Below are 14,004 nucleotides of genomic sequence, written 5' to 3'. Positions count from 1 at the left end.
AGGGACCTGTGGTCGCCGATCCGTTCCGCATTCGTGACCATGTCGCAGATTTCGACGCGATCGTTGGCGATATCCGAGCTCGCAGCCTTGCAACGCGGCGCACTGTCGCCATGGAGGCCAACATCGCCTACGGGGCTGGACCTGGCGAGACGCTCGACATCTTCATGCCAGATAGCGCCGGCTCGGACTTGCCGATCCACATGTTCATCCATGGCGGCTATTGGCGGATGTTTTCCAAGGAGGACTATTCCTGCGTCGCCGAGACCATTACCGGCGCCGGCGCGGTCGCAGCTATCGTCGATTACTCCTTGATGCCCACGGCGAGAATGGACGTCCTGGTTGGTCAGGTCCTGAAAGCCAAGGCATTCCTGCTGGCGCATGCCGATCGTTTTGGCGCCACGTCAAAGCGGTTCTCCGTCAGCGGCCACTCCGCCGGTGCACATCTTGCAACCTTTCTCTTCCATCGCTCGCCAGCGCCTTCGGACGTAGTCGCTGCTTTCCTGCTTGGCGGGCTATACGATCTCGCCCCCCTGCAGAGGTCTTTCCTGCGCGACGAAATTGCATTGAGCGACGAGGAGGTGCGACGGTTTACGCCCATGCGTCACGAGCACGATCCTGCAACGCGTGTGGCTATCATGATCGGCGAACGGGAAACCGGTCCATTCAAAATCCAGGCGAATGCTTTCAGGGACATTCTTGCCGCCCAAGGGCTTGACGTGCGGGCATCGCAGGTCGCAGAGGGCAATCACATGAGCACAGTACGCGATCTCGCCGTCCTCGGCACACCTGTGGCGGCGGCATTGCACGCCTTGATTGTCAATGATGCCGGTGAGGAACCGAAGCGATCACTCTTCCTCTGATCGCCGGTTTGTCGTGATCGTGGCAATCAAAACGTGATGCATCAGCTCCTGTGGCCGGTACCAAGTCGTGCCGATCGGCGTCGTCGAACGTCGCGCAAAGCCGACCGTGCCCTAAAAATCGGCGACTTTGCCCCAGGCGGATCCCCCGAAGCGGTCGGGATGGTAGGGCCTGGGATCAACGATCGGCTCATCGCCCGTGACGATATCGGCGATCAGATGACCGGCGCCCGGCCCGATGCCGAAGCCGTGACCGCTGAAGCCGGCAGCAAGGATGAAACCGGGCAAGGTGGCGATCTCGCCGATCCCCGGCACGCCATCGGGCGTGCTGTCGATATAGCCTGCCCAGGTCGCGCTGATGGCGGTCTTCTTCAAGTCGGGCAGAAGCTCGAGCGCCCGCGCATGGGTGAGGGCAATGGTGGCCTCGTCGACCGCCGGGTCGAGGATGCGCATGCGCTCCATCGGCGTCGGCCTGTCGAGCCGCCAGCGTGCCAGAGACTCGTGACCGGAGCGAAACCCTTCCAACCCGCCGGGTGCAAGACTGCGCCAGCGCCGGGCGAACATCGGCAGGAACTGCCGCGCGAAGCGGAACTGCTGCGGTGTCGGGTCGACGCGGGCGCGGCCACTGATCGCCAGCGTGTGGCCGCCATCGCGGCGTCGCGTCACCGAAACGGCTGATGTATGCAGCGCATCCGGCAGGCTGCTTGCCCCTGGAGATACGGAGAGGATCGAGGAGCGTATCGAGGCTTGCGGAAATCGAATACCGAGCTGGCGGCAAAAGGAGGAGGCCCAGGCGCCACCGGCCAGGATCGCGATTTTCGTGCGGATCGTGCCATGCTCGGTGACGACGCCCGAGAGCCTGCCGCCTTCGATGTCGAGGCCGCGGGCAGCACAAGACTGATGCACCGTGCCGCCGAGCTTCAGGATCGCGCGCGCCACGGCCGGCGCAGCGCTCGCCGGATCGGCGGTGCCATCGGTCGGCGAAAACACCCCGCCTTTCCATGAGGTGCCGGTGGCATGCCCGCGTTCGGTTGCCTCTGCGCTGCTCAGCATATGCGTCGTGACGCCGACCGAGCGGGCGAAATCGCGCCAACGGGCCCAACCGGACAGTTCCTGGTCGCTATTGCTGAGGTAGAAGAGGCCGCAACGGCGGAAGCCGGTGTCCTCACCGGTCTCAGTGGCGAAGCGCTCCCACAGATGGAGGCTCTTCGTCGACATCGGCAATTCGCGGGCGTCGCGGTTCTGCTGGCGGCACCAGCCCCAGTTACGGCTCGATTGTTCGGCGCCGATCAGTCCCTTCTCGACGAGGGCCACCTTCAATCCGCGCCGAGTGAGATAATAGGCCGTGAAGACGCCGACGATGCCGCCGCCGATGACCACGACATCAGCGGTGGAAGGCAGTTCCGGCGTCGTGTCGACGCGATTGAGCGGTGCGGGCATGGGAGAGTCTCCGTTTTAACCGTAGTGTAGCGAATCTGACGCCACGGCTTTGCCGGAGATCGGTTGGTGGCAGCAGAAGATTCCGTGTTGGGAGGATGCCAGCAGCCGTTTGTGCTTCGGCCTGTCTCGCAACGCGATCGACAGGCCGACGCCATGTGCTAAGGTTGGTGTCGGGAACAAGCAGCATAATCTGCTGCGTCATTGGCGATCTCCAGCAAGTGAGGGCGTGTGAGATGAAACTCGACCGGATCGACGTAAAAATCCTTTACGAACTGCAGAAGAATGGCCGCGTCACGAATGTGGAACTCGCCGAACTGGTCAATCTGTCGCCGAGCCCCTGCTTGATGCGGGTGAAGAAGCTGCAGTCGGAGGGCTATATCGAAGGTTATTCGGCCCAAATCAACGTCAGCAAACTGGGGCAGACGCTGACTGTATTCACCGAGATCACCCTGAAGAACCATCGGCAGATCGATTTCGCCCGCTTCCTGGCGGCGATCGAAAAAGTCGACCAGGTGATCGAATGCCATCTGGTTTCGGGCGGCTACGATTATCTGCTGAAATTCGTCACCGCCGGCATCGACGAATACCAGACGATCATGGAGCGCCTCACCGACATGGACGTCGGTATCGACAAATATTTCAGCTTCGTCGTGCTGAAATCGCCGATCATCAAAGCCCACATGCCGCTCACCACCTTGTTTCCGCATTAGTTGGCGAGAAGGACCGCACCGGGGCCGCTCCTGATATCACGGCTGGATGTTCTTTCATCCGCCCCTGTGGCCGAATGTCCCAACGCACTCTGTCCGGGGGGCAAATCGACCTTACCCAACTGCATCTCCTCGACCCAATTGAGAGGCCGATTATCTCTGTCGCAGGTTGTTCTCCCCATAATTAGGAGTCTCATACTGTTTGGAAGGACTTGCGACAGAATTTCGGGCCGTCTTTCCAAAGCCATGTTCGCCGCCACTTGCAGATCTCTTGCCGTGAAGCCTAGCCTTTTCAACATGACCTGACCGGGTGCGCGCTGAGTCCGGCAAGTATCTCGCTTTTGGCTCCGAGGAGGGCAGCGCGGCAACGCCTTGAATCGGCGCTCAGTGCCGGCAATAAGCCCGCACCAGTTCCGGATCCTGCTGGAGCCCGTCGAGCCAGGCCGGATCGAGTGTCGGCACCGATGAGAAGAGCAGTTGCGAATAGGGGTGTTGCGGCGCCCTCACTGTTGAGGAGGTGATTTCCTCGACCTTCCTGCCTCCATACATCACGACGATCTCGTCGCAGATCGCCTCCACCACTGAGAGGTCGTGGCTGATGAAGATGTAGGAGAGGCCGAGTTCCCGCTGCAATTCCTTGAGCAGGTCGATGACGGCGGCGGCAACCACGGTGTCGAGCGCCGAGGTAATCTCGTCGCAGAGGATCAGCTTCGGATCGGCAGCGAGCGCCCTGGCGAAGTTGACACGCTGCTTCTGGCCGCCCGAGAGTTCGCCCGGCCGGCGATGGCGCAGGTTGCGGGGCAGGCGTACCATATCGAGCAGTTGATCGATTCGGGCGTTCCGCGCTTTTCTATCCATAGCGTGGTAAAAGACCAAAGGTCTGTCGAGTATGTCCTCGACCGATTTTGCGGGATTGAGTGCGGTATCGGCATATTGGAAGACGATCTGCATCTCGCGCAACTCATCACGTGAACGCTTGCGCGCGTTGCGATGCAGTTCGGTGCCGTCGAAGGTGATCTTGCCGATCGCGGCCGGCAGGATGCCGGCGATGGTACGGGCGAGTGTCGACTTGCCGCAACCGGATTCGCCGATGATGCCGAGATTGCGGCCTTTTTCCACCTTCAGGCTCACGTGCTCGACCGCGCGAACGAGCGGCAGCCCGTCAGCCTGGCGCTGTCCATAGCCAGCGACGAGATCTTCTATCTTCAGAAGCGGAGCCGCCGCTTTCTCGACGGGGGCTGCTGCTGCGCGCAGTTTCGGCTCGAAGGCTGCAAGCAGCTCCCTGGTATAGGGGTGCTTGGCGTTGTTGAGGATATCTTCGGTGGTGCCCGTTTCCTGGGTCTCTCCGCCTTTCAAGACAACGATACGGTCGGCGATCTGGGCGACGACGGCAAGGTCGTGCGAGACATAAACACCTGCTATGCCGCCCTTCTTCATGACCGACTTGAAAGCACGCAGCACTTCGATCTGGGTCGTGACGTCGAGCGCCGTCGTCGGCTCGTCGAAGATGACGAGGGTCGGGTCGCCGATCAGCGCCATGGCGGCCGCCAGACGCTGCAGCTGGCCGCCGGAAACCTGGTGCGGATAACGGCTGCCGATCGTCTCGGGGTTCGGCAGCGACAGCGCCCGGAAGAGCTCGACTGCCCGAGCACGCGCATCGTCCGGCGACATCAGGTGATGGATACGAGTGACTTCGATCACCTGATCCATGATCGATGTGGCCGGGTTGAAGGCGGCGGCGGCCGATTGCGGGACATAGGCGACTTCGGTGCCGCGCACCTTGGCGCGCTGCTTTTCGCTGAGCGTGACCATGTCCTTACCGCCGACCAAAACGCTGCCGCCGGAGATACGACAGCCCGCACGGGTGTGGCCCATCAGGGTCAGGGCGATGGTAGTCTTGCCCGAGCCGCTCTCGCCGATCAGCGCGACGATCTCGCCCTCGGCAACATCGAGGCTGACACCCTTGATGATTTCGACACGACGGCCGGAATCGGTGGTGGCCTCGACCTTCAGGTCACGGATTTCGATGAGATTGCTCATGACACACTCCGGTCGCGGATTTTCTGCGGCAGGTTGTCGATCAGCAGGTTGACGCTGATCGTGAGGCTGGCGATGGCAAACGAGGGAAACATTACCGCCGGCGCACCGAATGGCAGGCCGCCGATGTTCTCACGCACGAGCGCACCCCAATCGGCATAGGGCGGCTGGACGCCAAGGCCGAGGAAGGAAAGCCCGGAGAGCAGCAGAACGATGAAGACGAAGCGGATGCCGAGATCGGCAAGCACCGGTCCGACGATGTTGGGCAGGATTTCCGAGCGAATAAGATAGAGAGTGCTTTCCCCGCGGATGCGCGCGACCGTGATGAAATCCATCGCATTGATGTTGACGGCGAGCGCCCGGGCGAAACGGTAAGCGCCGGGGATGTAGATCACCGACAGCGTCATGATCAGCACCGGGACCGAGGAGCCGACGGCAGCGACGACCACCAGGCCGAACAGTTTGCTCGGGATGGAGTTGAGGGCGTCGAGGAAGCGGCTGAGGATCGTGTCCAGCCAGCCGCCGGCCACCGCTGCGATCATGCCGAGCACGACGCCGCTGAAGCATGCGATCGTTACCGCCGCCAGCGAGATACCGACCGTGTAGCGCGCCCCCATCAGAATCCGCGAGAGCATGTCGCGGCCGAGATAATCGGAGCCGAGCCAGAGCTCCCGGCTCATCGGGCCGAAATAGTCGAGATCGATAATCTCGCCGACGGGGTAGGGAATAATCCATGGGGCGAAGATCGCGACGAGCGCCCATAAGAAGATGACCGTGAAGCCGATCGCGCCGACGATGTTGAAGCGATAGCCAAACCGGGTTCCGGACAGCCGGCCGGAGGTGGTTTCGGAACTGGTCATGGTCATCGGAGCCTCGGATTGGAAAGGATGGCGATGATATCCGCGATGGTGATCAGCAGCAGGTAGCCCAGGCAGAAGATCATCGCGCAGCTCTGGATTAGCGGCAGATCGCGGGTGGCGACGGCATCCAGCATCAGCTTGGCGATACCGGGATAGTTGAAAATGGTCTCGACGATGATGACGCCTCCGAGAAGATAGGACAGGGAAAGCGCGACGGCATTGACGATCGGACCCAGCGCATTGGGCAGCGCATGGCGAAAGACGATGCGCGGCCGGGAGGCGCCCTTGAGCAATGCCATTTCAACATAAGGTGTGTTGAGCGTCTCGATGACAGCCGCGCGCGTCATGCGGATCATCTGGGCCGAGACGACGAAGGTGAGGGTGATCACCGGCATGGCATAGACACGCAACAGGTCGGCCAGACTGTGGACTTCATTGGCGAAGGACAGCGCCGGCAGCCATTTCAGATAGACGGCGAAGATGAGCGCCGCGGAGGTCGCGACCATGAACTCCGGCACGGAGATGACGCCGATGGTGATCACGGTGACGATCCGGTCGTAAAGCGTGCCGCGCAGCATTGCCGCAGTGATCCCGAGCGTCAGCGCGATCGGTACGGAGAAAAGCGCGGTGACGCCGGCAAGTTTCAGCGTGTTGACGAAGCGGCCGGCGATGAGAGCGGCGATCGGCATTTCGTTGGCATAGGACGTGCCGAGGTCGCCTTGGAGCAGCCCGACTAACCAGCGCAGGAAACGAAAGAGCGCCGGTTCGTCGAGATGCATGGCCTTGCGCAGGCCTTCGACGGCTTCCGGCGTGGCGGCTTGGCCGAGCAGGATCGTCGCCGTATCTCCAGGCAACAGCGTTGTCGCAAAGAAGACGGCAAACGAGACGATCACCAGGGTGATCACGGCGACGAACAATCTGCTCAGTACAAGGGATAAGACCTGGCGGTTCACGGGCGTCTTCCCTTTGCGTTCGAGTTAAGTTCCATCAATGCAGATGGAGGAACTGGGGCGCGGCTGCAGCCCCAGTCTCCTGCCTAATCAGGCTTCAAGCCAGACATACTCCGCAAAAGCGTATCCCATCTGGCCGCCGAGCGGGTTGGCTTCCAGGCCCTTGAGCTTGGCGGTCGTCGCATCGACGTTCGAGATATAGGCCGGAATGATAGTGCCGGCTTCCTGGGCGACCATGCCCTGCATCTCGTTATAGATCGCCTTGCGCTTGTCTTGATCGAGAGAGCCGCGCGCCTCGATCAGCATCTTGTCGAACTTCTCCGACTTGTAGTGGCTTTCGTTCCACGGAGCGTCCGAGGTGTAGAGCAGGGAGAAGAGGATATCAGGGGTCGGCCGCGGGTTGATATTGCCGAAGTGGATCGGCGCCTTGAGCCAGTAATTGTCCCAATAGCCATCAGATGGCACTCGCTGGACATCGAGCTTCATGCCGATTTCTGCGCCGGCCGCCTGGATGATCATGGCCATGTCGATCGACGAGCTCGCCGCGTCGGAAGCGATGATCGGGATGGATTGGCCAAGCACGCCGGCCTTTTCGAAGTGGAACTTCGCCTTCTCAGGATCAAAGGCTCGCGCTTTCAGCTCTGCGTCATGATAGAAGTTCGCCGGCGAAACGGGTTGATCGTTGCCGACTTCACCGAGACCGCGCAGCGCCGATTTGACGATCTGTTCGCGGTTGACGAGATACTTCATGCCCTCGATGAAATCGCGCTTGTTGCCGGGCTCCATATCCAGTCGCATGTTGAGATTGGTATAGTTGCCGGACGTCGTCTTCGACAAGGTGAAGCCGTCGCCCTGGGCCTCGACGAGGCGCATAGAGCGCGGATTAATCGTGGCTGCGAGGTGGATGTCGCCCGCAAGCAGTGCATTTACACGGGCATTGTCGTCGCTGATCGCGAAATATTCGAAGGAATCGACGTTCGGGCCGGATTTCCAATAGTTCTTGTTCTTGATCCCGACCGATCGAACGCCCGGCTCGAAGACTTCCTTGACGAAAGCGCCGGTGCCGTTGGCCTTGGTGAAATCGGTCGTGCCGTCGGCGACGATCATGAAATGATGCATCGACAGGATGGTCGGCAGGTCGGCATTCGGGCTGGCGAGCGTGATCTCGACGGTCTGTTTGTCGACCGCCTTGAAGCCGGTCATCTGCGCGGCGATCTTGGCGACCTTCGAGCCGACGGATGGGTCGAGATGGCGCTTCAGCGAGAAAACCACGTCATCGGCGGTCAGCGGCTTGCCGTCATGGAAGGTAACGCCGTTCTTCAGCTTGACCGTCCAGGTCTTCGCATCCTTGGACTCGATCGCTTCGGCAAGCTCCATCTGCGGCGTGCCTGATTTGTCGAGGAAGGTGAGGCGGTTATAGAAGGAGCAGCACCGGACATAGTCGGTGGAGAGCGACGCCTTGGCGGGGTCGAGCGTATCGGCCGTGGAGGACGACCAGCCGGCCGCTTTGAGCGCGCCGCCGGAAACGGGCGTGGCGGCGAGCGCCTTGCCGGCGCGGCCAAGCACGAGCCCGCCGGCAGACAGGGCCACGCCGCCTGCAAGCATCATATGCAGCAACTCACGACGGGTGGCGCCACGACGGATGGCGGTTTCGATCCTGGCATCGTCGGACCTAGTCCAATTGGTGATTTTGTCGTTCATCTCATTCCCCTTTTCTTCTGTGGCGGGCTGCCCGTTGCGGGCAGGCCCGATCTGCTTTCAAAGTCAGGCGCGCGCGGCGGCCACGGCATCGGCAAGGCCTGCCATGGAGGTGAAATGGTAGTCGGGTTTGGTGAACTCGGCCGGTTCGATCGTGCCGCCGTAACCCTTCTCGGCATGGCGCCGCTCAATCCAGCAATTGGTCAGCCCGAGTTTCCTGGAAATCCCGATATCGTGGTACTGGCTCTGGGCGACATGCAGGACGTTGTCCTTCGAATGTCCTGCGGCGGCGACGTAGTCGAATACCGTCTCGAAGAATGCGGGATCGGGTTTCTCGGTCCCCGTATCATCCGCGGTGAAGGCTGCATAAAAGGGATTGCCGAGTTCCTTCTCGAAGAAATCGAATGCCCAACGGCGGGCATTGGTCATCGCCACGAGGCGGTAATTCTTCGCAAGACTGGCCAGCGCTGCGGCGCTGTCTGCAAAACCCTTCCAGCTCTTGGCCGAATCCCGCAACCGTTGGCCATATTCTTGGTCAGTGGGCAGGCCGAGCTTCGGCGCGATCGCGAGATAAACGCGCACGAGATCGTCGGGAAAGAGGTCGGCATCCTTGGAGTAGCGGGCTGCGCGGTAGAGGCCAAGCGCCTGCTCGCCGTCGATTTCAGTCCCTGCCTCGGCCGCGATCTCGGCGAGGCAGGTCTTGAGACCGCCTTCGAAGTCGATGAGCGTGCCGACGACATCGAAGGTCATGTATTTGAATTCCGAAAGGCTCTTGCTCACGTGAATTCCCCAGTGTTCGGCTCCGATGGGAGCTCGGCTTCTCGAAGAAGAAAATTCTGTTCCGCTGGCGGGATCATTGTCCCGCTCTTGTATGGAAGGCCCGCATTGCCGGGATCCAGGCCTTTTCGTTGACTTCAGTTTGTCACCTGCACTGCGCCGGATTCGCCGAATAGGCATCACGACGCGGCACAAAATACCGAATCTGGCCGTTTCGCGATATTCTCAGGACTGCAGCGCCCGACGCACATCCGGGTCCTCCAGCGTCTCGTCCAGCGTGATGCGGGTGCGCTCGACGATCGCGTCAATCTCCGTTTCTGTGCAGCAAAGCGGCGGAGCATAGCCAATTGCACCATTGCCGAAGGCGCGGATGACGAGGCCGTTCTCCCAGGCGCGATCGAAGATGCGGCGGGCGGGTTCGGCGGACGTTGGCAAAGGCGTCTTGTTCACCTTGTCGACCACCAGTTCCACGGCGGCGAGCATGCCGCGGCCACGGACATCGCCCACGAGCGGGTGATCCCTCAGCGACTCCAGGCCCTGCATCAGCCGTGCACCGGCCCTGACGCCGTTTTCGAGAAGGCCGTTTTCATAAAGCTTCAGGACTTCGAGACCGACCGCGGCGCTGACCGGATGGGCCGAATAGGTATAGCCATGGCCGACGGCAGCAGCACCCGCGCCCTCGGCAATCGTTTCATAGACGTGATCGGCCATCAAGACGGCGCCCATGGGGACGTAGCCGGAGGTGAGGCCCTTGGCGGTCGTCATGAAGTCGGGCACGACCTCATCCTCGGTGCAGGCAAAAAGCGGGCCGGTGCGGCCAAAGCCGGTGATCACCTCGTCCGCGACGAAAAGGATGTCGTGCGCGCGGCAGAATTCGCGCATGGCTTTCAACCAGCCTTTCGGCGGCACCAGAACGCCGCCCGAGCCCTGGATCGGCTCGACGTAGAAGGCGGCGACGCGCTCCGGCCCGATCGCCTCGACCTTGCTTTTCAGCGCCGCAAGCGAGGCGTCGATGATCGCCTGCGGATTGTCGCCAACCGGGTTGCGATAGGCGTAGTGAGACGGAATCTTATGCTGCCAATCGAAGGGAAGACCGAAGCCTGCATGGAAGGCAGGCAGCGCGGTCAAACCCGCTCCAACCGTCGAGGAGCCATGATAGCCCTGTTCCACCGAGATGAACTGATCGCGCTGAGGCTGCCCACGGGCATTCCAATAGTAGCGTATGAAGCGGACTGTGCTGTCCACCGCATCCGAGCCGCCGAGCGTGAAATAGACGTGGTTGAGATCGCCCGGTGCGCGGTCGGCGAGTTCGCTTGCAAGCCGGATCGCGGGCTCGGAGCCTAGGCCGAAATAGGCTGTCGCATAGGGAAGCTCGCGCATCTGCCGGGCCGCTGCCTCGACGATGCTCTCGTGGCCGTAACCGGCATTGACGCACCAGAGACCGGCGAAGCCGTCGATCAGTTGCTTGCCGGAGGCGTCGGTGACCGTCGCGCCCTTGGCCGAGGCCAGCACGCGCACACCAAGCTTTTCATGGCCGCGATAGGAGGCGACTGGATGGATGAGGTGGGCGCGATCGAGTTCAATGAGGGAATTGCTGTACATGGAGATCTCCGGATCAGCCGAGTGCCTGGCTGGCGAGGGCAAAGGTGGTAACGGCCGGGTCCCCGGCGTGATGGACGAAGGGCTTTTTCATCGTGATTCCGCCGCCGACATGGGCGAGCCCCTGGTCGGCGAGCCACGGGGAAAGCCCGGTCTCGGCAGTGGTATCGACCCTGAGGAACCGTCCGGGCCGTCTGGCGATGAAATGTTCGATGAGTTTCCGGGCCTCGCCGAGGTCGGCGGCCACCACGGGTCCAATCACTTCGCCGCGGCCGAAGGGACGCAGGCAAGCGAACCCGGAAACGTGGCCGTCGCGGCGAATGACGGCGAATGCGCCGATCCCGGTGAAATAAGAGAGCAGCCCTTCGCGATCGGCGCCGAAGGCAAGTCGGTCGAGGGCTGCGATAGCAGGGAGGTCGGCACCGGTGGCGGCTTCCGTTTCCGCCGGCGCGGCAATTTCTTCGGCGAGGCCCTGGTGCTGCAGCACGGTTCCCGTCTCGTGGAAGCCAAGCTTCTGGTAGAGCGGCAGACCTGCCGTCGTCGCCACCAGCCTCAGCGGCCGGTCTCCGGCGGTCAGCAGTGCGGCGTCCATTAGCTTACGGCCGAGGCCCCTGCCGCGCATCGTCTCGTCGACGATGACCATGTTGATGGTCGCACAATCTTCCTTATACGGCGTGACGAGTACGGTGCCGACGACCTTGCCGTCCTCGACCGCAACCATCCCTTCGCTCAAGGCGAGCGCCAACTGCCAGTCTTCCGTCCGATGCGGCCAGCCCGCCTGTCGTGAGAGCGCGACGGCGGCTTCCAGATGGTCAGGCCCGAACGGGACGATTTCGATCTGACTTGCTTGCATTGGGGGCGTCCTTCATATCGTGCCCGCCAGTCTGCCGGAGCGCCGGCGGGCAGATCGTCTGAAGGCCATGGTTCAAGCAGTATCTTATGGCTTTGCTGTCATGGGTCGCCGCATCTTATGCTAGAACCGATCTATGTCGATCCGATCCAGATCCTGTCAGTGCATCATCGCCAGCGCTGCCGTAAAGAAATCTTCGCCTCCGAAGTTTCCTGATTTCAACGCCAGAAGCATGTCGCCCTGCGCATTGCCGACCGTGCGCAGCACCGGTACGCCGGGCGCAATCTCCGGGCCGATTAGAAATGCCGGAATGGCGAGCCGGTCGACGGCCGCGCCTGAGGTTTCGCCGCCTGCGACCACCAGGCGCCGCACGCCTCTCTCCACCAGTTCGGTGGTGATGATCGACGTCGCGGTTTCGATCGCATGGCCGGAAGCCTCTCGTCCGTATAGTGATTGCAGCCGGGACACGGTTTCGGGCGCCGCACTCGCAGCGATGACGACGGGGCCGACGGAGATGCGGTCTCCGGCCCAGGAAATCGCCGCGGCGATCTCATCGGGACCGGCAAGCAGCCGCTCCGGGTCGAGCCGCAGGACGGGCATCGACCGTTCGGCGACCTCGAGCTGGTGGAGCGTCGCCTTGGAGCAACTGCCGGCAACGATCGCGGAAAGCCCGCCGACGGGGCGAATGGCGTCCGCCGTCGGCGCGCTGCCGGAGGAAATCCGACCGGAGCGGACGAGCGCGCGGGCAAGGCCGAGGCCGAGGCCGGACGCACCGGTGGACACCGGCGTTTCCAACGCGACCTCGCCGAGCGTTTCAAGATCCCGTTCGAAAATGGCATCGGCGATAACAGCAGTGCAGCCTGCGGTGCGCAGGGAATCGAGCCTCGCCTTGATGGCGCCGGGTCCGGCCGTGATGGTCGTGAGATCGATCAGCCCGACAGCGTAGCGCGATTGTCGGGTGAGAACCCGCACGAGATTGGCGTCATGCATTGGATTGAGGGGGTGGTCTTTGAGCGGGCTTTCGTTCAGCGGCTGTCCGCCGACGAAGAGATGGCCAAGATAGACGGTGCGTCCCGTTTCCGGAAAGGCTGGTGTCACCAGTACGATGCCGCCGCCCGCTGCATCGCTCAATGCCTCGGTGACCGGACCGATATTGCCGGCATCGGTGGAATCGAAGGTCGAGCAGATCTTGTAAAGCACATGGCCGGCCCCCCGCTGGCGCAGCCATCGCTCGGCGCTCGCCGCCGCCGTCACGGCGTCCGAGGCCGGGACGGAGCGGATCTTCAGGGAAACGACCACGGCGTCGACATCCGGTAGGGCGAGCGACGGATCAGGGATGCCGACCGTCTGCACCGTGCGCAGGCCGTTCTTCGTCAAGGTGTTGGCGAGGTCCGAGGCGCCCGTATAGTCGTCAGCGATTGATCCGAGCAAAATAGCCATCGTCTAGCTCCGTGCAAAAGGTTTGAACCAGCCAAGACCGTCCAGTGTGTGGCCTTGCGGGACGTATTCGCAGCCGACGAAACCGTCGTAACCAAGGCGATCGATTTCACCGAACAGATAGGGATAGTTCAGCTCCTCCCCATCCGGCTCGTTGCGGGACGGCACACTGGCGATCTGGATATGGCCGGTAATCGGCAGCAGACGTCGTAACGCCATAGTGACGTCGCCATGGATGATCTGACGGTGGTAGATGTCGAACTGCAGCTTCAGGTTCGGCAGACCGCATTCGGCGATCAGCCGCTCGGCGGCGCCGAAGTCGTTGAGGAAATACCCTGGCATGTTTCGCCCGTTGATCGGCTCGAGCAGCAGATCGATGCCCTTTTCCGCAAGCCGCGCGGCGGCATAGGTGACGGAGCGCCGATAAGTGGAGGAGGCGTCTTCGTCTCGAGGGTCGGCGATGCCTGCCATCAAGTGCAACCGTTTGACGCCGGTTGCTTCAGCATAGTCCAGTGCCCGCTCGACATCCGCTTTCAGCGCATCGAACCGTCCAGGGAGGGCAGCGATGCCACGCTCGCCTGCTGCCCAGTCGCCCGGCGGCAGGTTGAACAGGGCCTGCTGCAGATTGTTGCGGGCAAGCCGTTCGGCGATTGCCTCCGGCGCGGCTTCATAGGGAAAGAGATATTCGACGGTGGCAAAGCCGGCATCGGCTGCGGCGTCGAAGCGGTCGAGGAACGCCCATTCGTTGAACATCATCGTCAGGTTGGCGGCGAAAACCGGCATGTCTAGCGT

The 14,004-nt window shown here is 62.1% G+C and carries 12 protein-coding genes; 2 read left to right on the top strand and 10 right to left on the bottom strand.

The features are described from left to right. Positions 1 to 8: 8 nt before the first annotated feature. Entirely contained in the window at positions 9 to 860 is an 852-nt protein-coding gene (locus G9X64_RS03215; protein ID WP_171375899.1) for an alpha/beta hydrolase, read from the top strand. A 111-nt stretch (positions 861 to 971) separates the two neighbouring features. Here G9X64_RS03215 and G9X64_RS03210 read toward each other — a convergent pair whose 3' ends face one another. Then, positions 972 to 2,297, bottom strand: a complete 1,326-nt coding sequence (locus G9X64_RS03210; protein ID WP_168308381.1) for an NAD(P)/FAD-dependent oxidoreductase — start codon at positions 2,295 to 2,297, stop codon at positions 972 to 974. 233 nt (positions 2,298 to 2,530) lie between these two features. Between G9X64_RS03210 and G9X64_RS03205 the strand changes: the two genes are divergently transcribed. Next, a complete protein-coding gene (locus G9X64_RS03205) occupies positions 2,531 to 3,007 on the top strand; it encodes an Lrp/AsnC family transcriptional regulator (RefSeq protein ID WP_003549758.1) in 477 nt (158 codons plus the stop codon). Between the two features lie 381 nt (positions 3,008 to 3,388). Here G9X64_RS03205 and G9X64_RS03200 read toward each other — a convergent pair whose 3' ends face one another. From G9X64_RS03200 to otnI, 9 genes are all read right to left on the bottom strand, one after another. Next, positions 3,389 to 5,044 carry an ABC transporter ATP-binding protein gene (locus G9X64_RS03200; protein WP_168308380.1) on the bottom strand — a complete coding sequence of 552 codons (1,656 nt, stop codon included), beginning with the start codon at positions 5,042 to 5,044 and terminating at the stop codon, positions 3,389 to 3,391. Then, on the bottom strand, positions 5,041 to 5,907 hold the full coding sequence (locus G9X64_RS03195; protein ID WP_065283214.1) for an ABC transporter permease: 867 nt from the start codon (positions 5,905 to 5,907) through the stop codon (positions 5,041 to 5,043). The genes G9X64_RS03200 and G9X64_RS03195 overlap by 4 nt, the downstream gene beginning before the upstream one ends. Next, positions 5,904 to 6,854 (bottom strand): ABC transporter permease, encoded by a 951-nt coding sequence (locus G9X64_RS03190; protein ID WP_065283213.1) that lies wholly within the window; start codon positions 6,852 to 6,854, stop codon positions 5,904 to 5,906. The genes G9X64_RS03195 and G9X64_RS03190 overlap by 4 nt, the downstream gene beginning before the upstream one ends. 87 nt (positions 6,855 to 6,941) lie before the next feature. After that, a complete protein-coding gene (locus G9X64_RS03185; RefSeq protein ID WP_168308379.1) occupies positions 6,942 to 8,552 on the bottom strand; it encodes an ABC transporter substrate-binding protein in 1,611 nt (536 codons plus the stop codon). 63 nt (positions 8,553 to 8,615) lie between these two features. Then, on the bottom strand, positions 8,616 to 9,329 hold the full coding sequence (locus tag G9X64_RS03180) for an HAD-IA family hydrolase (RefSeq protein ID WP_171375898.1): 714 nt from the start codon (positions 9,327 to 9,329) through the stop codon (positions 8,616 to 8,618). Between the two features lie 222 nt (positions 9,330 to 9,551). Next, positions 9,552 to 10,928 (bottom strand): aspartate aminotransferase family protein, encoded by a 1,377-nt coding sequence (locus G9X64_RS03175; RefSeq protein ID WP_168308377.1) that lies wholly within the window; start codon positions 10,926 to 10,928, stop codon positions 9,552 to 9,554. A 13-nt stretch (positions 10,929 to 10,941) separates the two neighbouring features. After that, positions 10,942 to 11,778, bottom strand: coding sequence for a GNAT family N-acetyltransferase (locus G9X64_RS03170; protein ID WP_168315944.1), 837 nt, complete (start codon positions 11,776 to 11,778; stop codon positions 10,942 to 10,944). A gap of 156 nt (positions 11,779 to 11,934) precedes the next feature. Then, on the bottom strand, positions 11,935 to 13,215 hold the full coding sequence (gene otnK / locus G9X64_RS03165) for a 3-oxo-tetronate kinase (RefSeq protein WP_168315945.1): 1,281 nt from the start codon (positions 13,213 to 13,215) through the stop codon (positions 11,935 to 11,937). A 3-nt stretch (positions 13,216 to 13,218) separates the two neighbouring features. Next, positions 13,219 to 13,995, bottom strand: coding sequence for a 2-oxo-tetronate isomerase (gene otnI / locus G9X64_RS03160; protein WP_168315946.1), 777 nt, complete (start codon positions 13,993 to 13,995; stop codon positions 13,219 to 13,221). Between the last annotated feature and the right edge of the window lie 9 nt (positions 13,996 to 14,004).

This window comes from Rhizobium sophorae (assembly GCF_013087515.1).
Classification (GTDB): Bacteria; Pseudomonadota; Alphaproteobacteria; order Rhizobiales; family Rhizobiaceae; genus Rhizobium; species Rhizobium sophorae.
This window is presented reverse-complemented; position numbering and strand designations above follow the sequence as displayed.

What these genes read in the sequence shown, in the direction of transcription:
- G9X64_RS03195 (WP_065283214.1), bottom strand. Translation starts at nt 5,907, where the DNA reads ATGACCATGACCAGTTCCGAAACCACCTCCGGCCGGCTGTCCGGAACC.
- G9X64_RS03185 (WP_168308379.1), bottom strand. Translation starts at nt 8,552, where the DNA reads ATGAACGACAAAATCACCAATTGGACTAGGTCCGACGATGCCAGGATC.
- G9X64_RS03205 (WP_003549758.1), top strand. Translation starts at nt 2,531, where the DNA reads ATGAAACTCGACCGGATCGACGTAAAAATCCTTTACGAACTGCAGAAG.
- G9X64_RS03210 (WP_168308381.1), bottom strand. Translation starts at nt 2,297, where the DNA reads ATGCCCGCACCGCTCAATCGCGTCGACACGACGCCGGAACTGCCTTCC.
- otnK (WP_168315945.1), bottom strand. Translation starts at nt 13,215, where the DNA reads ATGGCTATTTTGCTCGGATCAATCGCTGACGACTATACGGGCGCCTCG.
- G9X64_RS03200 (WP_168308380.1), bottom strand. Translation starts at nt 5,044, where the DNA reads ATGAGCAATCTCATCGAAATCCGTGACCTGAAGGTCGAGGCCACCACC.
- otnI (WP_168315946.1), bottom strand. Translation starts at nt 13,995, where the DNA reads ATGCCGGTTTTCGCCGCCAACCTGACGATGATGTTCAACGAATGGGCG.
- G9X64_RS03170 (WP_168315944.1), bottom strand. Translation starts at nt 11,778, where the DNA reads ATGCAAGCAAGTCAGATCGAAATCGTCCCGTTCGGGCCTGACCATCTG.
- G9X64_RS03175 (WP_168308377.1), bottom strand. Translation starts at nt 10,928, where the DNA reads ATGTACAGCAATTCCCTCATTGAACTCGATCGCGCCCACCTCATCCAT.